16 protein-coding genes are annotated in these 18801 nt (G+C 60.7%); 9 read left to right on the top strand and 7 right to left on the bottom strand.

Going from position 1 to position 18801, the window contains the following annotated elements; translation table 11 throughout:
- Positions 1–2 precede the first annotated feature (2 nt).
- Both D109_RS0112700 and D109_RS0112695 read left to right on the top strand, forming a co-directional pair.
- Entirely contained in the window at positions 3–614 is a 612-nt protein-coding gene (locus D109_RS0112700; RefSeq protein ID WP_017477219.1) for a hypothetical protein, read from the top strand.
- Between the two features lie 110 nt (positions 615–724).
- Positions 725–991, top strand: coding sequence for a DUF4404 family protein (locus D109_RS0112695; protein WP_017477218.1), 267 nt, complete (start codon positions 725–727; stop codon positions 989–991).
- Between the two features lie 126 nt (positions 992–1117).
- Here the strand turns inward: D109_RS0112695 and queF are convergent, their stop codons facing one another.
- Together queF and D109_RS0112685 are read right to left on the bottom strand one after the other, a co-directional pair.
- Positions 1118–1948, bottom strand: a complete 831-nt coding sequence (queF, locus tag D109_RS0112690; protein WP_017477217.1) for an NADPH-dependent 7-cyano-7-deazaguanine reductase QueF — start codon at positions 1946–1948, stop codon at positions 1118–1120.
- A 57-nt stretch (positions 1949–2005) separates the two neighbouring features.
- Entirely contained in the window at positions 2006–2530 is a 525-nt protein-coding gene (locus D109_RS0112685; RefSeq protein WP_017477216.1) for a plastocyanin/azurin family copper-binding protein, read from the bottom strand.
- Positions 2531–2685: 155 nt separating this feature from the next.
- On the opposite strand from D109_RS0112685, the gene D109_RS0112680 reads away from it, so the two are divergent.
- Together D109_RS0112680 and D109_RS0112675 are read left to right on the top strand one after the other, a co-directional pair.
- A complete protein-coding gene (locus tag D109_RS0112680; protein WP_017477215.1) occupies positions 2686–3366 on the top strand; it encodes a heavy metal response regulator transcription factor in 681 nt (226 codons plus the stop codon).
- Positions 3366–4718 carry a heavy metal sensor histidine kinase gene (locus D109_RS0112675; RefSeq protein ID WP_017477214.1) on the top strand — a complete coding sequence of 451 codons (1353 nt, stop codon included), beginning with the start codon at positions 3366–3368 and terminating at the stop codon, positions 4716–4718. Before D109_RS0112680 ends, D109_RS0112675 begins: the two co-directional genes overlap by 1 nt.
- Before the next feature lie 118 nt (positions 4719–4836).
- Here the strand turns inward: D109_RS0112675 and D109_RS0112670 are convergent, their stop codons facing one another.
- Genes D109_RS0112670 through D109_RS0112660 form a run of 3 tightly spaced genes read right to left on the bottom strand, consistent with a single transcriptional unit; the run spans position 4837 to position 8081 of the window.
- Positions 4837–6081, bottom strand: coding sequence for a lipoprotein-releasing ABC transporter permease subunit (locus D109_RS0112670; RefSeq protein WP_010176339.1), 1245 nt, complete (start codon positions 6079–6081; stop codon positions 4837–4839).
- Between the two features lie 58 nt (positions 6082–6139).
- Complete coding sequence (lolD, locus tag D109_RS0112665; RefSeq protein WP_017477213.1) at positions 6140–6823, bottom strand: lipoprotein-releasing ABC transporter ATP-binding protein LolD; 684 nt, start codon at positions 6821–6823, stop codon at positions 6140–6142.
- 7 nt (positions 6824–6830) lie between these two features.
- Complete coding sequence (locus D109_RS0112660) at positions 6831–8081, bottom strand: lipoprotein-releasing ABC transporter permease subunit (RefSeq protein WP_017477212.1); 1251 nt, start codon at positions 8079–8081, stop codon at positions 6831–6833.
- A 94-nt stretch (positions 8082–8175) separates the two neighbouring features.
- Here D109_RS0112660 and D109_RS0112655 point away from each other — a divergent pair, with 94 nt between their 5' ends.
- Both D109_RS0112655 and D109_RS0112650 read left to right on the top strand, forming a co-directional pair.
- Entirely contained in the window at positions 8176–8760 is a 585-nt protein-coding gene (locus tag D109_RS0112655; RefSeq protein ID WP_003218944.1) for a PilZ domain-containing protein, read from the top strand.
- Between the two features lie 66 nt (positions 8761–8826).
- On the top strand, positions 8827–9549 hold the full coding sequence (locus D109_RS0112650; protein WP_017477211.1) for a glycerophosphodiester phosphodiesterase family protein: 723 nt from the start codon (positions 8827–8829) through the stop codon (positions 9547–9549).
- 42 nt (positions 9550–9591) lie between these two features.
- Here D109_RS0112650 and sthA read toward each other — a convergent pair whose 3' ends face one another.
- Positions 9592–10986 carry a Si-specific NAD(P)(+) transhydrogenase gene (gene sthA / locus D109_RS0112645; RefSeq protein ID WP_017477210.1) on the bottom strand — a complete coding sequence of 465 codons (1395 nt, stop codon included), beginning with the start codon at positions 10984–10986 and terminating at the stop codon, positions 9592–9594.
- 235 nt (positions 10987–11221) lie between these two features.
- On the opposite strand from sthA, the gene D109_RS0112640 reads away from it, so the two are divergent.
- Positions 11222–11764 (top strand): chalcone isomerase family protein, encoded by a 543-nt coding sequence (locus D109_RS0112640; protein WP_017477209.1) that lies wholly within the window; start codon positions 11222–11224, stop codon positions 11762–11764.
- 286 nt (positions 11765–12050) lie between these two features.
- Complete coding sequence (locus D109_RS0112635) at positions 12051–13349, top strand: MFS transporter (protein WP_017477208.1); 1299 nt, start codon at positions 12051–12053, stop codon at positions 13347–13349.
- Positions 13350–13537: 188 nt separating this feature from the next.
- Here D109_RS0112635 and D109_RS0112630 read toward each other — a convergent pair whose 3' ends face one another.
- Positions 13538–15001: a glyceraldehyde-3-phosphate dehydrogenase gene (locus D109_RS0112630; RefSeq protein WP_026077920.1), complete on the bottom strand. Its 1464-nt coding sequence runs from the start codon at positions 14999–15001 to the stop codon at positions 13538–13540.
- Positions 15002–15340: 339 nt separating this feature from the next.
- Between D109_RS0112630 and mfd the strand changes: the two genes are divergently transcribed.
- Positions 15341–18790, top strand: a complete 3450-nt coding sequence (gene mfd, locus D109_RS0112625) for a transcription-repair coupling factor (RefSeq protein WP_017477206.1) — start codon at positions 15341–15343, stop codon at positions 18788–18790.
- Positions 18791–18801: the final 11 nt, after the last annotated feature.

The following is an 18801-nucleotide window of genomic DNA, read 5'->3' as shown; positions in this document are numbered from 1 at the left end:
AAATGCCACACGCCGAAATTGTTACTGCCAGCGCCCCGTCCCTGACGGCCGTACTGTTCGGGCTTAGTGGCTGCCTGGTGGACTTTGGTTCCCAGGCCCGCGCCGATTCCGCGCCTTCAAGCGATACCCATGCCACTGTCGGCGCCCTGAAGATTCTGCGCAGCCTCGAAGAACAGGGCGTGCCTTGTGCATGGCTGGATGAGCTGCCGGCGTCCGTTTCCAAGCCCCTGGCCGCCGGGCTACCCCGCTGGATCAAGGCCACCAAGCCCTCCTCCACCCGCTGGCCGGCACCCCACGCCTGTTGGCAGGCCTTGATGGAACTGAATATCGAACGCCTGGAAGGCTGCGTCCTGGTCAGCGGCGAACCCCGCCTGCTGCAATCGGGGCTCAACGCCGGCCTGTGGACCATCGGCCTGGCGTCTTGCGGCTCACTGTGCGGGCTGTCCCCGGAGCAATGGCAAGCACTTACCGAGAAGGAACGCGAGCACAAGCGCGCCAAAGCCACCGTCGCACTCTATGGCCTGGGCGTGCATTCGGTGATTGACCACCTTGGCGAACTGCACACCTGCCTGGCCGACATCAGTCTGCGCCAGCTCAAGGGCGAGAAGCCCTGATCGAGATCATGCACAGTCGGCGCCAGTGGATTAATCTACAGGTCAGCCCATAGACCTTTCCCGGCGTGCCGCGGTCTATGCCAGTGCCTATCGATAAAAGGAAGAACGCCATGGCTGCCCGCGAACAACTGCAAGAACAGGTCAAAATTTTGCGCGAGCAATTGGATCAGAATCCAGAAATGCCACTCGAAAAGCGCGAAGAGCTGCAAACATTGATCGCTGAACTGGAAGTTCAGGAGCCGCTGGAAGGTGCTATTCAGGACCCAAGTATCGCCGACGGTGTGAACCTGGCGGTAGAACGCTTCGAACTCGACCACCCAGGTATTGCCGGGACCTTGCGCAATATTGTGGTGACCCTGGGTAACATCGGGATTTAATAGCCCGACACCTAACAAATGTGGGAGCGGGCTTGCTCGCGAATGCGGTCCGTCAGCTGATACATAAGCTGGCTGATACACCGCTTTCGCGAGCAAGCCCGCTCCCACATTTATTTTGGGTGAAGGCTACTGACGAGCCAGGCGCAGGTTCTGGAACTGCAGCTCTTCAGTACTGCGATACGGGTTGATATCCAGCCCGCCACGCCGCACATACCGCGCATACACCGTCAGCTTTTCCGGCTTGAGCAAGCGCTGCAGGTCGAGAAAGATCCGCTCCACGCACTGTTCATGGAAGTCCGAGTGCTGGCGGAAGCTCACCAGGTATTCCAGCAGGCTGGCGTGATCCAGCGCCGCGCCGCGGTACTCCACCGCCACGCTGCCCCAGTCAGGCTGGCTGGTCACCGGGCAGTTGGACTTGAGCAGATGGCTGTGGACGCTCTCCTCCACCACGCGCGAATCGTCGCAACGCAGCAGCTCCGGACGCGGGTGCTCATAGTTGCTGACGGTAATGTCCAGGTCATCAATGCACACACCCGGCAACGCGACCACGCCTTCGGCTTCAACCTCGCCCAGGCTGCGGATGCGCACGCCAACCGGCTTGCCGGCAGCGGCACTCAGGTCGGTGCGCAAGGTGGCCTCAAGGCTCTGCGCATCGACAAACGCGGTCTGGTTCAGCGAGTTGAGGTACAGCTTGAAGGACTTCGACTCAATGATGTTCGGCGAGTCGGCCGGGATGCTGAATTCACCGATGGCCACCACGGGCTTGCCGGAGGGCAACAGCCAGGACAGTTCGAAGCAGTTCCAGAAATCCACGCCTTTATAAGGCAGGGTCTCGGCGCTCAGGCCCAGCTCGGCCCACTTGGCGGCGCGGGGAATCGGGAACAGCAACGACGGGGTGTAGGTGGAGATGTATTCACTGGACTTGCCCAGCGGCGAATGTTCGGCTGCGGGATGCATGGCGGAAACCTGGCTAAATAAACGCGACTATTCTACCCGCCTTTGCATCCCAGTTGCTTACTGGCTGACCGTCAGCTTGCCCACCATGCCCGCCTGATAGTGGCCGGGGATGTTGCAGGCAAACTCCAGGCCGGTGGCTTTTGTGAAGGTCCAGGTCAGTTCGGCAGTCTTGCCCGGTTCTACCAACACACTGTTGGGGTCATCGTGTTTCATGCCGCCCATGTCGCCGTGGCCCATCGCACTGTGATCCATTTTGCCCATGCCGGTAGCCGTCAGCATGCCGCTGGCCTGCGTCTTGAGCATTTCTTGCTGATGCGCGGCGTGCATCGCAGCGTCACCGAGGTTGAACTCGTGGAGCAGTTGGCCTTTATTGATCAATACGAAGCGCACAGTCTCACCGGCTTTTACATCGATGGCCTTGGGCGAAAAGGAAATGTCCTGCAGTACCACTTCCACGGTGCGCGTGGCCTTGGCAGCGGGTGCAGCCTCACCGAAAGCGAAGGTTTCAGCCGGAGATGCCAGTACCGGAAAACTCAGCGCCATCAGGCAGCCCGCCAACAGCCAGGATTTACGCAATAACATGGTCACACTCCAAAGGTTCGGAATCAGTCTGTGGGACACTTTACGAACGCGCCGCTGCCAGCCAGCTGACGGCCAGATTACAACTTTGTCAGCTTGAGCCTGCCGCGGGACCTGCGATGTATAAAGCCTGTGTTCCCGTAAACCATGAGCCGCCCATGAAACTGCTGATCGTCGAAGACCAACCGAAAACCGGCCACTACCTGCGCCAGGGCCTGGCCGAGGCCGGGTTCAATACCGAACTGGTGGCCGACGGCACCACCGGCCAGCACCTGGCGCTGACCGGTGACTACGACCTGTTGATCCTCGATGTGATGCTGCCGGGTCGCGATGGCTGGCAGATCCTCCAGGCCGTCCGCAACGCCGGGCTCGACATCCCGGTACTGTTTCTTACCGCGCGAGACGCGGTGGAAGACCGGGTGCATGGCCTGGAACTGGGCGCCGACGATTACCTGGTCAAGCCCTTCGCCTTCTCCGAACTGCTGGCCCGTGTGCGCAGCCTGTTGCGCCGTGGCAGCAGCCCGCCTCAGGAAACCAACCTGCAACTGGCCGACCTGCGCATGGACCTGATCCGGCGCCGGGTAGAACGCGACGGCCAGCGCATTGACCTCACGGCCAAGGAGTTTTCCCTGCTGGAACTGCTGCTGCGCCGTCAGGGCGAAGTACTGCCCAAGTCGCTGATTGCCTCTCAGGTGTGGGACATGAACTTCGACAGCGACACCAACATCATCGAAGTCGCGATCCGCCGCCTGCGTCTGAAGGTCGACGATAACTTCCCCAACAAGTTGATCCATACCGTGCGCGGCATGGGCTACGTGCTTGAGGAGCGGTTCGCTTGATGAAACGGATTTCCCTGACCAGCCGCCTGGCGCTGCTGTTTGCTGGCTGTACCGCCGTGGTTTCATTGCTGGCAGGCGTGCTGTTCAACCATGCCAGCGAGGCGCACTTTATCGAGCTGGACCAACAACTGCTCGACGGCAAGCTGATCGCGCTGCGCAGCACATTGCAAGGTGCCGACACGCCCGAACGATTTGCCTTACGAGAAACGAAGCTGCGGGAGGAACTCAATCGCCAGCCCGACCTGGCCCTGCGCATCACCGCCGGCGATCAGCGCTGGTTCGACGGCGCTCCCGGCATCACCCTGCCCCAGGCGCCTGGCCTGTACAGCGTGCAGAACGCCGGAACCGATTACCGCGTGTACAACGCGCCGCTGACGCCTGGTAACGCTGACTCTCCACGACTGACGCTGATGCTCGACATCACCCACCACCAACATTTCCTGCAACGCATGCAGCATCTGATCTGGCTGACCGTCGGTCTCTCCGCCCTGGCCACTGCCCTGCTCGGTGCCTGGGCCGCCCGCAGCGGGTTGCGGCCACTGCGGCGTATGAGCGAAGTCGCCAGCGGCGTGTCTGCCCACTCCCTGACCCAGCGCCTGCCCCAGGAACAAATGCCCGTCGAACTGGCGGAACTGGCCCAGTCCTTCAACGCGATGCTGGGTCGACTGGACGATGCCTTCCAGCGGCTCTCGGCATTTTCTGCCGACATCGCCCACGAACTGCGCACGCCACTGTCGAATTTGCTGACACAGACCCAAGTCATCCTCACGCAACCACGGGCGCTGGAGGACTACCGCGAGGCCCTGCACAGCAACCTCGAGGAACTGCAATGGATGGCACAGTTGGTCAACGACATGTTGTACCTGGCCAAGGCCGACCATGGCCTGCTGGCGCCCAAGCGCGAAACCCTGGTGCTGGCGAACGAAGTGGATGCATTGCTGGAGTTTTTCGCGCCGCTGGCGGAGGACGTCCAGGTGCGGTTGGTCCGGGAAGGTGGCGCCAACACTTCAGGTGACCGCAGCATGTTGCGCCGGGCGATTTCCAATCTGCTGGATAACGCGTTGCGGTTCACGCCACCGGGTGGTGACGTCAGCGTGAGGATTATCGAAGGTATACAAGGCGTGACGTTGAGTGTGGAAAACACCGGGGAAGGCATTCCAGAGGCGTTGCTGCCCAGATTGTTTGACCGGTTTTACCGGGCAGATACGGCGCGTCATGAAGGGAGCAGCGAGCATGCGGGCCTGGGGTTGGCGATTACCCAGTCGATTGTGCGAGCCCATGGAGGGCGGATTTTCTGTGAGTCGGGGCCGGGGTGGACGCGGTTTGTGATGGCGTTGCCGCAAAGGCATTGATGCAAGCTCTACCGGCCCTTTCGCGAGCAAGCCCGCTCCCACATTTTGACCGAGTGCATTCAGGAAGAACGCGATCTGAATGTGGGAGCGGGCTTGCTCGCGAAGGCGGTCTTAAGAATTACGAATACCTGAGGGCATGCGCCGGCTCAATCTTCGCCGCGCGATACGCCGGATAGATCGTCGCCAAAAAGCTCAACACAAACCCTGCCGAGCAGATCAGCAACACATCCCCACCCTGCAGCTCAGAAGGCAGGTTGCTGACGAAATACACGTCCGAACTGAAGATATGCTGCCCGGTCACCCGCTCCAGCCAACCCACCAGTTCACTGACGTTCAGCGCGGCGATCACGCCCAGGATGCCGCCGATCAAGGTACCGACGATCCCGATCACCGTGCCCTGCACCATGAAGATCGCCATGATCTGCCGGGGCGTGGCGCCGATAGTGCGCAGGATCGCAATGTCGGCGCCCTTGTCGTTCACCACCATGATCAAGGTCGCGATGATGTTGAACGCTGCCACGGCAACGATCATCAGCAACAGCAGGCCAATCATGGTTTTTTCCATCTTCATCGCGCTGAACAGGCTGCCCTGGGTGTGGGTCCAGTCGTCGGCCTTATAGTCGGCGCCGAGGCTGGCGGCGATATCCGCCGAGACCTTGGGTGCGGCATACAAGTCTTTCACCGCCAGGCGCACGCTTTGCACCTGGTTCGGTTCCCAATGCTGAATCTCGGCGGCGTCGGCCATGTGGATCAAGGCCATGGAGCCATCCAGCTCAGCGCCTACCTTGAACACACCGACCACGTTCAAGCGCTGCATGCGCGGGGTGATGCCACCCGGCGCGCTGCTGATTTCCGGCACGATCAGGGTCAGCTTGTCGCCAACGTTCAGGCGGAAACGCCGGGCCGTAATCTCACCGATCACCACACCGAACTCGCCCGGTTTCAGGTCTTCAAGATGACCCTGGACGATATGCTGGGCCACAATCGACACCTTGCCTTCCTGGGCCGGATCAACACCACTGATCTCGATCGGCTGCATCGCGCCCTTGTAGGAGAGCATCCCGTCCATCTGTGTGAACGGTACGGCAGCGGTGACTTCCGGATTCTTCATCGCCGCATCCGCCACTGGCTGCCAGTCGCTGATGGGCTTCACACCAACGATGGTCGCGTGGGGCACCATGCCGAGGATGCGTGAGCTCATTTCCCGCTGGAAACCGTTCATTACCGACAACACCACGATCATCGCCAGCACGCCCAGGGCGAGGCCGATCATCGAGGTCATCGAGATAAACGAAACAAAACGGTTGCGGCGCTTGGCGCGGGTATAGCGCGTGCCGATGAAAATCGATAACGGTCTGAACATTCGCGGGCACCGTTGAAAAAATAGAAAACCCGGCGCCGGGCGCCGGGCTTGAAACAGGTCAGATGGCGACCAGATGACCTTCCTGCAGGTGCAGCACACGGTCCATCTGGCGGGCCATGCTCATGTCATGGGTCACCACCAGGAACGCGGTGCGCATCTGGGTGCTCAGCTCCAGCATCAAGTCCTTGATGCCCTGGGCGGTGTGGGAGTCGAGGTTGCCGGTGGGCTCGTCGAGCATCACCAGGCCCGGGTTGTTGACCAGGGCACGGGCAATTGCCACACGCTGGCGCTCGCCGCCGGACAATTCAGCCGGTTTGTGCTCCAGGCGATGGCCCAGGCCGACCCGCTCCAGCAACGCCTTGGCACGCTGACGCGCCTCGGGAATCGCGGTCTTGCCGATCAACAGCGGCATGCAGACGTTTTCCAGGGCGGTGAACTCAGGCAGCAAGTGGTGGAACTGGTACACGAAACCCAGAGAACGGTTACGCAACTGGCCACGGGCCTTCTCGCCCAGGGCCGACAGTTCTTCGCCGGCCAGCCAGACGCTGCCCTGGGACGGCGTATCAAGGCCGCCCAACAGGTTCAGCAAGGTACTTTTACCGGAACCGGAACTGCCGACGATCGCCACGCGCTCGCCCGGGTGCAGTTCCAGTTGCAGGTTGGACAGCACCACCACGGATTCCGGGCCTTCCTCGTAGGATTTGCCCAGGTTGCGGCAGCTCAGGATTGCTTTTTCACTCATGCCCGATTCACTCATAACGTAAAGCCTGCGCCGGCTGGGTACGTGCCGCGCGCCAGGCTGGATACAGGGTGGCAAGGAAACTCAGGACCAACGCGGCGGCGCCGACCATCAACACGTCCTGGCTCTGCACCTGGGACGGCAAGTAGTCGATGAAGTAGACGTCGGAGTTCAAGAATTTGTGGCCGATCAACACTTCCAGCCCGGCGATGGCGGCGCTCACGTTCAACGCGGCGAGAATCCCCACCACAGTGCCGATCAAGGTACCGACCACGCCGATCACCGTGCCCTGGACCATGAAGATCGCCATGATCTGCCCCGGCGTGGCGCCAAGGGTGCGCAGGATCGCGATATCGCCCTTCTTGTCATTCACCACCATTACCAGGGTGGAAATGATGTTGAAGGCGGCGACGGCGACGATCAGCAGCAACAACAGGCCGATCATGGCTTTTTCCATGCGGATGGCCTGGTACAGGTTGCCGTGGGTGCGGGTCCAGTCGCGAGCGTAGTACTGGTTTTCACCCAGGTGCTGGGCGATTTCCCACGAGGTACGCGGCGCGTCGAACAGGTCGTTGAACTTGAGGCGCAGGCCCTGCACTTGATCCGGCTTCCAGCGATGCAGGCGGGCCAGGTCGGTCAGGTTGGTGAGGCCCAGGTAGCCGTCGATCTCACCGGCGCCGACATGGAAGATGCCGACCACGGTGAAACGCTTCATACGCGGGAACATGCCGGCCGGGGTCACGGTGACTTCCGGCGCGACGAAGGTCAGCTTGTCGCCGATGCCCACGCCGAGCTTGGCCGCGGCCTTGTCGCCGATAGCGATGCCAAAGCTGCCGGGCGACAAGTCGTCCAGTTTGCCCTGTTGCATGAAGTTATCGATGATCGAGACGTTGCGTTCCTGCGCCGGGTCGATGGCATTGAGCAGGACTTTCTGCACCTTGCCGTCGTTGGTCAACAGGCCCTGCATCTGGGTGAAGGGCGCAACCGCCAGCACTTTGGGGTTCTGCTTGACCTTGGCGGCCAGGCTTTGCCAGTCGCTGATGGGCTCACCCGACTCGATGGTCGCGTGGGGCACCATGCCCAGCACGCGGGTGCGCATCTCATGATCGAAGCCGTTCATCACCGACAGCACCACGATCATCACGACAACGCCAAGGGCGAGCCCGATCATCGAGGTCAAGGAAATGAACGACACAAAATGATTGCGACGTTTTGCACGGGTATAACGCGTGCCAATAAATACGAAGAGAGGTCTGAACATGTCGGGGCTTGTTCGGAGGAAAAGAAGACGTCCTTGTGGCGGGGTCAGGTAAGCAGCTTTACACTCAGACCATCACCGCTGCCTTGGGTTCGCCATGTCGACATTAGATGAAGAAGATCGCCGCGAATACTACCGTATCGAGGACATGATCGCACTGGAAATTACCCCGCTGTCGGGCCCGGAAGCGCTGAGCAAGGAAGTGTTGCTGGATGATTCGCCGCTGTTCAATCTGCTCAGCGAGTTGCACCTGAGTGAATTTGAATCCCAGCACCTGCTGCGCCAGATCGGCGAGCGGGACCGCACCCTGGCCGCCTTCCTCAAAGTGCAGAACAAACGCATGGATTTGCTCAGCCAGATCATGGCGCAAAGCCTGCTGGGCGAGATCGGTACGCCGCAGCCCGTGGTCATTTCCGAAGGCGGCATCGAATTCCTGAACCCCACGGCGATCCAGCCCGACAGCCACCTGGCGGTCAAGCTGGTGCTGATGCCACAAGCTTTAGGCCTGTTGCTGCGGGCCAAGGTCACCCATTGCGACGCCAAGACCGGCGGCTTTGAGATCGGCACGGAATTCGAAGCCATGACCGATGCCCAACGCCAGTTGCTGGCGCGCTATATCCTGCAGAAACAGGCCCAGGAACGGCGCCTGGCGCGGGAAAAAAGCGACGAGTCCGACACCTGAATACGAACATTGAATGGCGCGTCGCGTCATCCATCCAGCCAGCAATCCTGGCGTAAAGGAGCAACTGTGACCCTGATTTATGGCCACCGCGGTGCCAAAGGCGAAGCACCGGAAAACACCCTGACCAGCTTCCAGGAATGCCTCAAGCACGGCGTGCGCCGTTGCGAACTGGATTTGCACCTGTCCATGGACGGCGAGCTGATGGTCATTCACGACCCTACGCTCAAGCGCACCACCGACCGGCGCGGCAAGGTCGTCGAGTATTCAGCCGCCGACCTGGTGAAGATGGACGCGCGCAAAGGCGGCCCGGGCTGGGTCAATCCTTGCCCGATCCCACGCCTGGAAGAGTTGTTCGAAAAATGCGACTTCGATCACTGGCAACTGGAAGTCAAAAGCGCATCGCGCACCCGCGCTGCAACCACCGTGCTGGCGATCCGTGAAATGGCTCAGCGTTTCGGGCTGATGGACAAGGTCACCGTGACCTCAAGCTCGCGTGAAGTGTTGAAAGCCGCCCTGGACCTCACCCCGGACCTGTCCCGCGGACTGGTAGCCGAATACGCCTGGCTCGACCCGTTGAAGGTCGCGGCCAACTATGGCTGTGAGATTCTGGCGTTGAACTGGACGTTGTGCACCCCTGAGCGCCTGGAAAAAGCCCAGCGCCAGGGTTTGCACGTGTCCGTGTGGACGGTCAACGAACCCGCGCTGATGCGCAGGCTCGCCGACTTCGGCGTAGATAGCCTGATTACAGACTTTCCCGGTTTGGCCACTGCCACCCTCGGGAATTACTGAAATCGGTCTCCCCGGCCGGCTCAGGCCACCGGCCGGAGCCGCTCAAAAAAGCCGGTTGAGGCCGTCGTAGGCCGCTACCCGATAGGCTTCAGCCATGGTCGGGTAGTTGAACGTGGTGTTGACGAAATACTTGAGGGTATTTTGCTCACCCGGCTGGCTCATGATCGCCTGGCCGATGTGCACGATCTCCGACGCTTGATAGCCGAAGCAATGCACGCCGAGCACTTCCAGGGTCTCGCGGTGGAACAGGATCTTCAGCATGCCCTGGGGCTCACCGGCGATCTGCGCCCGCGCCATGCTCTTGAAGAAGGCCTTGCCGACTTCATAAGGCACCTTGGCCTTGGTCAGTTCATGCTCGTTCTTGCCGATCGAGCTGATCTCGGGAATCGTGTAGATCCCGGTCGGCACGTCGTTGACGTAGCGCCAGCTGCCGTTGTCGACAATGCTGCCAGCGGCCGAGCGGCCCTGGTCATGGGCGGCACTGGCCAGGCTTGGCCAGCCGATCACGTCACCGGCACCGTAGATGTTCGGTACGCAGGTGCGGTAGTTCTCGTCGACTTCGATCTGGCCACGGCTGTTGACCTTGACCCCGATGTTTTCCATGCCCAGCTTGTCGGTGTTGCCGGTACGGCCGTTGCACCACAGCAAGGCGTCGGCCTTGATCTTCTTGCCGGACTTGAGGTGCAGGATCACACCGTTGTCCAGGCCTTCGACCCGCTCGTACTCTTCGTTGTGGCGCACGGTGATGTTGTTGTTGCTGAAGTGGTAACTCAACGCCTGGGAAATTTCCGAGTCGAGGAAACTCAGCAACTGGTCGCGGTTATCCACCAGCTCGACCAATACACCCAGGCCACTGAAGATCGAGGCGTATTCACAGCCGATCACGCCGGCGCCATAGATGATCAATTTGCGCGGGGTGTGACCCAGGCTGAGGATGGTGTCGCTATCGTAGATACGCGGGTGGTGGAAATCGATATCCGCCGGGCGATACGGACGCGAGCCGGTAGCAATGATGATGTGCTTGGCTACCAGCTTCTCGACCACGCCGTTGGCGCAGACCACTTCGACGGTTTGCTCGTCGGCGAAGCTGCCGGTGCCGAAGAACAGGTCGACGCGGTTACGGGCATAAAAGCCGGTACGCGAGGCCACCTGCTTGGAAATGACTTTTTCAGCGCTCTTGAGCACGTCCGGGAACGAGAACCAGCGCGGCTCACCAATGGCCCGGAACATCGGGTTGGTGTTGAACTGCATGATCTGGCGCACCGAGTGACGCAAGGCCTTGGACGGGATGGTACCCAGGTGGGTGCAGTTACCGCCGACCTGGCGACGGCTATCGACCATCGCCACCTTGCGCCCTGCTTTGGCGGCGTTCATCGCCGCACCTTCTCCAGCTGGGCCGGAACCCAGTACCACCACGTCGTAGTTGTAGACAGCCATGCGTACTCCTCAGAACAGGCCAGGGCGCACGGTTGGACGCCTGGCTAAATCATGCCGCGGCCAGCGGTCATGAAGGATCAATGTGGCTCAAGTGTGTGAGCCGGGGCACAGTCTATAGAACGCTCAACGTCGCGCACATTAACCCTTGGTCGCGTCGTAGGCCAGTTTTGCCTTTACTACAGAGTGTTCTTAATTGAATTAACCTCTAGGCAAGCACATTTCAGGACGGGCCATTATGCGACATGTGATTGTTTGTTTATTGCTGATGTTGTCGGTCCCGGCTCTGGCGAGTGAGGCTGATCGCCTCAAACAAGCCGATTTTCCGGCGCAATCTCATCAACTGGTGCTGAAAAACCAGGCCGTCCTGACCTATCTCTGGGCAGATGTGTACGCAGCCGCACTGTTCGCCCAAGCTGACCTGAGCGCCAAACAGGCGCTGGACCGGCAAAAAGACCTGCGCCTGGAGCTGTATTACTTTCGCGATATCGATCGCAACGATGTCATCAAAGCCGCCACCGCCACCCTTGAACGCCAGCAAACACCCGCCGCCCTCGCCCGCCTGAAACCTGAACTGGATCAATTGCACAAAAGCTTTCGCGACATCCGCAGCGGCGACCGTTATGCGCTGGACTTCCAGCCTCAGCGCGGCCTGAACCTGGAAATCAACGGCACGGTGGTGTTCAGCAGTCGCAATGACGAATTGGCCAAGGCTTACCTGGGAATCTGGCTGGCACCAAAAGGCTTGTCCGACAGCCTGCGTAATACCCTCCTCAACTGATCGCAAAAACCCTGTGGGAGCGGGCTTGCTCGCGAATGCGGTGTATCAGTGACTCATAAGCTGACTGACACACCGTTTTCGCGAGCAAGCCCGCTGCCACATTGGATTTTCATCACCCGGCGGCCTGCGGCAATTTGCCAGCTTGCCATCGGTTTTTTGTTGCCTGTGGTGGCTTATACACATATCGTTACAAAACTGTTCAGCGCCAGCCTCGTGCCAAAGCTTTAACAGCAAGGACGGTTGCGACCAGGGATTACTAATAAGATAGCCAAAATGAGTGCATGACATGTCCACTACAACGGGCAAGGGCAAGGCGATCTTTCGCGTTGTCAGCGGTAACTTCCTCGAGATGTTCGACTTCATGGTCTATGGCTTCTACGCCACGGCCATTGCCAAGACATTTTTCCCCACCGACAGCGCTTTCGCGTCCCTGATGCTGTCCCTGGCGACCTTTGGTGCCGGGTTCCTGATGCGTCCGCTGGGCGCGATTTTCCTCGGTGCCTATATCGACCGTCACGGCCGTAAAAAGGGCCTGGTGATCACCCTGGCACTGATGGCCGCCGGCACCATCCTGATTGCCTGCGTGCCCGGGTACGCCACCCTGGGCGTCGCGGCGCCACTGATCGTGCTGTTCGGTCGCCTGCTGCAAGGCTTCTCCGCCGGTGTCGAACTGGGCGGCGTGTCGGTGTACCTGGCGGAAATCGCCACCCCGGGCCGCAAAGGCTTCTTCGTCAGCTGGCAGTCCGCCAGCCAGCAAGCCGCCGTGGTATTCGCCGGCCTGCTGGGTGTAGGCCTGAACCACTGGCTCAGCCCGGAAGAAATGGGTGACTGGGGCTGGCGCGTGCCGTTCCTGATCGGCTGCCTCATCGTGCCGGTGATCTTCGTGATTCGTCGCTCCCTGGAAGAAACCCCGGAATTCCAGGCGCGTAAACACCGCCCTACCCTGCAGGAAATCGTCCGCTCGATCGGCCAGAACTTCGGCATCGTGATCGCCGGCATGGCGCTGGTGGTGATGACCACCGTGTCGTTCTACCTGATCACCGCCTACACCCCGACCTTCGGCAAGGCCGAATTGCACCTGTCGGACTTCGACGCGTTGCTGGTAACCGTGTGCGTCGGCATCTCCAACTTCATCTGGCTGCCGGTGATGGGGGCTGTATCCGACAAGATCGGACGCAAACCCCTGCTGCTGGGGGCGACGATTCTGGCGATCCTCACCGCGTATCCGGCGCTGTCCTGGCTGGTGGCCAATCCGAGCTTCAGCCATCTGTTGATCGTGCTGCTCTGGTTGTCGTTCCTGTATGGCTCGTACAACGGTGCGATGGTTGTAGCGCTGACTGAAATCATGCCGGTAGAAGTGCGCACCACCGGTTTCTCCCTGGCCTACAGCCTGGCGACGGCGACCTTTGGTGGCTTTACTCCGGCGGCCTGTACCTACCTGATCCACGTGCTGGACAACAAGGCGGCACCGGGCATCTGGCTCAGCGGCGCGGCGGTGCTGGGCTTGATCGCCACGCTGATCCTGTTCAAGGGCAACCGGCATGAACTGCGGACCGCGCAGGCTTCGATAGTCGGCGGCGCTTGATAGGTCGCTTTCGCGAGCAAGCCCGCTCCCACATTCACCCGCGTATGCCCTGAAGAAATGCGGTCGAATGTGGGAGCGGCGGTGCGACGATTCGACTTGCTCGCGAAGAGGCCCTGCCAGCCACTACAAAACCCACAGACATAAAAAAGCCCCGAACCAGTCGGGGCTTTTTCATTTACCGCTGATGCTTAGCGCGGGAATGCTGGCGGGTTAACCCCGGCCATGTCTTCCATCACACGAACCACCTGGCAGCTGTAACCGAATTCGTTGTCGTACCAAACGTACAGAACAACGCGGTTGTCTTGGCTAATGGTCGCTTCAGCGTCCACCACACCGGCGTGGCGCGAGCCAACGAAGTCGGTGGACACCACTTCCTGCGAGTTGACGAAGTCGATTTGCTTATGCAGATCGGAGTGCAGCGCCATGTAGCGCAGGTACTCGTTCATCTCTTCACGGGTGGCGGCTTTCTCAAGGTTCAGGTTGAGAATGGCCATCGACACGTTCGGCGTCGGAACGCGGATCGCGTTACCGGTCAGCTTGCCGGCCAGCTCAGGCAGGGCCTTGGCAGCAGCGGTGGCAGCACCGGTCTCGGTGATTACCATGTTCAGCGCGGCACTACGGCCACGGCGATCGCCCTTATGGAAGTTGTCGATCAGGTTCTGGTCGTTGGTGTACGAGTGAACCGTTTCAACGTGACCGTTAACGATGCCGAACTTGTCATTCACAGCCTTCAGCACCGGCACGATGGCGTTGGTTGTGCAGGAAGCGGCGGACACGATCTTGTCGTCAGCGGTGATTTCACCGTGGTTGATGCCGTGCACGATGTTCTTCAGCTTGCCCTTGCCAGGCGCCGTCAGGACAACGCGGTCGATACCCGGGCACGCCAGGTGCTGGCCCAGGCCCTCGGCATCACGCCACACACCGGTGTTGTCCACCAGCAGTGCGTCCTTGATGCCGTACTGGGTGTAATCCACCTCAGACGGGTTCTTCGCGTAGATCACCTGGATCAGGTTACCGTTGGCGGTGATGGTGTTGTTTTCTTCGTCGATGACGATGGTGCCGTTGAACGGACCGTGTACCGAGTCACGACGCAGCAGGCTCGCACGCTTGGTCAGGTCGTTTTCTGCACCTTTACGCACCACGATGGCACGCAGGCGCAGGCCGTCGCCGCCACCGGTTTTTTCGATCAGGATGCGCGCCAGCAGACGGCCGATACGACCGAAGCCGTACAGCACAACGTCGGTGCCTTTGCGGGCAGCAGCGTTTTGCTGGCCAACCACGTCGGCCATTTCTTCACGCACGAACTGCTCGGCGGTACGGCCAGCGCCTTCCTTGCGGAATTTATAGGCCAGCTTGCCCAGGTCTACCGAGGCCGCGCCGAGCTTGAGCTCGCTCATGGCTTTAAGCAGGGGGAATGTTTCGTGGACGGAGAGTTCGCTGTCGTCGGCGGAACGATGGCGAGCAAAGCGATGAGCCTTGAGAATCGCGATGACTGATTGGTTGATCAGGCTGCGGCCATAGATCGAGCTCACCACGTTGTTATTGCGGTAGAGCTGACCGATAAGCGGAATCATCGCTTCAGCGAGTGCTTCACGGTCGATCCATTCACCAAGACACTGGTCGGGCTTCTGAGTCACGGGAACCTTCCACATGTAGGGGCAGAAAAAAGGGGCTACATTATGCCGCCCGACCGCCCTCGGAGCAATGCGCGACCCGCAACAAAACCCCTTGCAAAAAAATATCGCCGCGCTGGAGCCCAGTAAATACGTGGCTTCCAGCGCACCCTCTTCTGGGCCATTGTGACAAAGTGTCCGTAACCCTCCGAAACATACGCCGATTTCGGCACTACATAATGAGTCAAAAGACGCCTTTGTTTGTCTTAGCCACTACATTTCCTACAAACCGTAATAGGCTCAGTCAGCAACTGACAGGCGGCACTCCGGGCCGTTACAATTACCGACTTTGTCGCAACGCTTGGAGCTCAACCTTCCGTGCCCGTTCTGCGTCTACCGCTTCTCCCTGCCGCGGCAGGTAAACAGCACTGGGGCAACCTGCCCGGTGCCGCCCTGAGCCTGGCCATTGCCGAGGCTGCCAGCGCTGCCAAGCGCTTTACCCTGCTGCTCACCGCCGACAGCCAAAGTGCCGAGCGGCTGGAACAGGAGCTGAGTTTCTTCGCCCCCGATTTGCCGGTACTGCATTTCCCGGACTGGGAAACCCTGCCCTACGACCTGTTCTCGCCGCACCAGGACATCATTTCCCAGCGCATCGCCAGCCTGTACCGCTTGCCGGAACTGGCTCACGGCGTGCTGGTGGTGCCGATCACCACGGCCCTGCATCGCCTGGCGCCGACCAAGTTCCTGCTGGGCAGCAGTCTGGTGCTGGATATCGGCCAGAAGCTCGACGTGGAACAGATGCGCACCCGGCTTGAAGCCAGTGGTTATCGCTGCGTCGACACGGTGTATGAGCACGGTGAGTTCGCGGTGCGTGGCGCGCTGATCGACCTGTTCCCGATGGGCAGCAAACTGCCGTACCGGATCGACCTGTTCGACGACGAAATCGAAACCCTGCGTACCTTCGATCCGGAAAACCAGCGTTCCATCGACAAGGTCGACTCGGTCAAGCTGCTGCCAGCCCGGGAATTCCCTCTGCAAAAAGACGCGGTCACTCGCTTCAAGGCACGTTTCCGCGAGCGCTTCGACGTGGACTTCCGTCGCTGCCCGATCTTCCAGGACTTGAGCAGCGGGATTACCCCCGCCGGTATCGAGTACTACCTGCCGCTGTTCTTCGACGAAACCTCCACCCTCTTCGATTACCTGCCCCAGGACACCCAAGTGTTCTCGCTGCCGGGCATCGAACAGGCGGCGGAGAACTTCTGGAATGACGTACGCAACCGTTATGAAGAACGCCGCGTCGACCCGTCCCGTCCTTTATTGCCACCGGCCGAACTGTTCCTGCCGGTGGAAGACTGCTTCGCCCGCCTGAAAAACTGGCCGCGGGTAGTCGCCAGCCAACAGGATGTGGACGCTGGTGCCGGCCGCGAGCGCTTCCCGGCGCAAGCACTGCCGAACCTGGCGATTGAAGCCAAGGCCAACCAGCCGCTGGAAGCGCTGTCGAATTTCCTCGGTGACTTTCCCGGCCGCGTGCTGTTTACCGCCGAGTCCGCCGGGCGCCGCGAGGTGTTGCTGGAGTTGCTGGAACGCCTGAAGCTACGGCCGAAAACCGTCGACAGCTGGCCGGACTTTGTCGCGAGCAAGGATCGCCTGGCGATCACCATCGCGCCACTGGACGAAGGCCTGCTGCTGGACGACCCTGCCCTGGCACTGATTGCCGAAAGCCCGCTGTTCGGTCAACGGGTGATGCAGCGCCGCCGCCGCGAAAAGCGCGCCGACGCCAACAACGACGCGGTGATCAAGAACCTCACCGAACTGCGCGAAGGCGCGCCGGTGGTGCATATCGACCACGGTGTGGGCCGTTACCTGGGCCTGCAAACCCTGGAGATTGATAACCAGGTCGCCGAATTCCTCACCATGGAATACGCCGAGGGCGCCAAGCTCTACGTGCCCGTGGCCAACCTGCACCTGATCGCCCGCTACACCGGCAGCGACGACGCCCTCGCGCCGTTGCACCGCCTCGGCTCCGAGACCTGGCAGAAAGCCAAGCGCAAGGCCGCCGAACAGGTACGCGATGTGGCCGCCGAGTTGCTCGACATCTATGCCCGCCGTGCCGCCCGCGAAGGTTATGCCTTCGCCGACCCGAAAGCCGACTACGCCACCTTCAGCGCGGGCTTCGCCTTCGAAGAAACCCCGGACCAGCAAACCACCATCGACGCCGTGCGCGCCGACATGCTGGCGCCCAAGCCAATGGACCGTCTGGTGTGCGGCGACGTGGGCTTCGGCAAGACCGAAGTGGCGATGCGCGCGGCGTTTATTGCGGTGCACGGCGGCCGGCAAGTGGCGATCCTCGTGCCGACCACCCTGCTCGCCCAGCAGCACTACAACAGCTTCCGCGACCGCTTTGCCGACTGGCCGGTGACCGTGGAAGTGATGAGCCGCTTCAAGTCCGCCAAGGAAGTGAACGCAGCCATCGCCGACCTGGCGGAAGGCAAGATCGACATTGTCATCGGCACTCACAAGCTGCTGTCGGATGACGTGAAGATCAAAAACCTTGGGCTGGTGATCATCGACGAAGAGCACCGCTTCGGTGTCCGTCAGAAGGAACAGCTCAAGGCCCTGCGCAGTGAAGTCGATATCCTGACCCTCACCGCCACGCCGATCCCGCGCACGCTGAACATGGCAGTGTCGGGCATGCGTGACCTGTCGATCATCGCCACGCCGCCGGCGCGCCGGTTGTCGGTGCGCACCTTCGTCATGGAGCAGAACAAAAGCACGGTCAAGGAGGCCCTGCTGCGTGAGCTGCTGCGTGGCGGCCAGGTGTACTACCTGCACAACGATGTGAAAACCATCGAGAAATGCGCCGCCGACCTCGCCGAGCTGGTACCGGAAGCACGGATCGCCATCGGCCACGGGCAGATGCGCGAACGCGAACTCGAACAGGTGATGAGCGACTTCTACCATAAACGCTTCAACGTGCTGATCGCCTCGACCATCATCGAGACCGGCATTGACGTGCCGAGCGCCAACACCATCATCATCGAGCGCGCCGACAAGTTCGGTCTGGCGCAGTTGCACCAGTTGCGCGGCCGGGTCGGGCGCAGTCACCACCAGGCGTATGCCTATTTGCTGACGCCGCCGCGCCAACAGATCACCTCCGACGCCGAGAAACGCCTGGAAGCGATCGCCAACACCCAGGACCTCGGCGCCGGCTTTGTGCTGGCCACCAACGACCTGGAAATCCGTGGTGCCGGCGAACTGCTGGGGGACGGCCAGAGCGGGCAAATCCAGGCCGTGGGTTTCACCCTTTATATGGAAATGCTCGAGCGGGCGGTAAAAGCCATTCGCAAGGGCGAACAACCGAACCTCGACCAACCGCTGGGTGGCGGCCCGGAAATCAACCTGCGCTTGCCGGCATTGATTCCCGAAGACTACCTGCCGGATGTGCACGCACGCCTGATCCTGTACAAGCGCATCGCCTCGGCCACCGACGAAGACGGCCTCAAGGATCTGCAAGTGGAGATGATCGACCGCTTCGGCCTGTTGCCGGAACCGACCAAGAACCTGGTACGCCTGACCCTGCTCAAATTGCAGGCCGAGCAACTGGGTATCAAGAAGGTCGACGCCGGGCCGCAGGGCGGGCGTATCGAGTTCGAAGCCCAGACGCCGGTGGACCCACTGGTGCTGATCAAGCTGATTCAGGGCCAGCCCAATCGCTACAAGTTCGAAGGGGCTACGCTGTTCAAATTCATGGTGCCTATGGAACGCGCCGAAGAACGCTTTAATACACTGGAGGCGCTGTTTGAGCGCCTCATCCCGAAATCTGCTTGAAGGACGCCCCA

The sequence above is a fragment of the Pseudomonas sp. PAMC 26793 genome (assembly GCF_000313235.1).
Classification (GTDB): Bacteria; Pseudomonadota; Gammaproteobacteria; order Pseudomonadales; family Pseudomonadaceae; genus Aquipseudomonas; species Aquipseudomonas yamanorum.
Note: the sequence above shows the minus strand (reverse complement) of the source record. Positions and strands in the feature narration are given on the sequence as shown.

Bases quoted from the DNA above. Each gene is read 5' to 3' on its own strand.
- D109_RS0112700 (WP_017477219.1), top strand. From the start codon at position 3: ATGCCACACGCCGAAATTGTTACTGCCAGCGCCCCGTCCCTGACGGCC.
- D109_RS0112695 (WP_017477218.1), top strand. From the start codon at position 725: ATGGCTGCCCGCGAACAACTGCAAGAACAGGTCAAAATTTTGCGCGAG.
- queF (WP_017477217.1), bottom strand. From the start codon at position 1,948: ATGCATCCCGCAGCCGAACATTCGCCGCTGGGCAAGTCCAGTGAATAC.
- D109_RS0112685 (WP_017477216.1), bottom strand. From the start codon at position 2,530: ATGTTATTGCGTAAATCCTGGCTGTTGGCGGGCTGCCTGATGGCGCTG.
- D109_RS0112680 (WP_017477215.1), top strand. From the start codon at position 2,686: ATGAAACTGCTGATCGTCGAAGACCAACCGAAAACCGGCCACTACCTG.
- D109_RS0112675 (WP_017477214.1), top strand. From the start codon at position 3,366: ATGAAACGGATTTCCCTGACCAGCCGCCTGGCGCTGCTGTTTGCTGGC.
- D109_RS0112670 (WP_010176339.1), bottom strand. From the start codon at position 6,081: ATGTTCAGACCGTTATCGATTTTCATCGGCACGCGCTATACCCGCGCC.
- lolD (WP_017477213.1), bottom strand. From the start codon at position 6,823: ATGAGTGAAAAAGCAATCCTGAGCTGCCGCAACCTGGGCAAATCCTAC.
- D109_RS0112660 (WP_017477212.1), bottom strand. From the start codon at position 8,081: ATGTTCAGACCTCTCTTCGTATTTATTGGCACGCGTTATACCCGTGCA.
- D109_RS0112655 (WP_003218944.1), top strand. From the start codon at position 8,176: ATGTCGACATTAGATGAAGAAGATCGCCGCGAATACTACCGTATCGAG.
- sthA (WP_017477210.1), bottom strand. From the start codon at position 10,986: ATGGCTGTCTACAACTACGACGTGGTGGTACTGGGTTCCGGCCCAGCT.
- D109_RS0112640 (WP_017477209.1), top strand. From the start codon at position 11,222: ATGCGACATGTGATTGTTTGTTTATTGCTGATGTTGTCGGTCCCGGCT.
- D109_RS0112635 (WP_017477208.1), top strand. From the start codon at position 12,051: ATGTCCACTACAACGGGCAAGGGCAAGGCGATCTTTCGCGTTGTCAGC.
- D109_RS0112630 (WP_026077920.1), bottom strand. From the start codon at position 15,001: ATGTGGAAGGTTCCCGTGACTCAGAAGCCCGACCAGTGTCTTGGTGAA.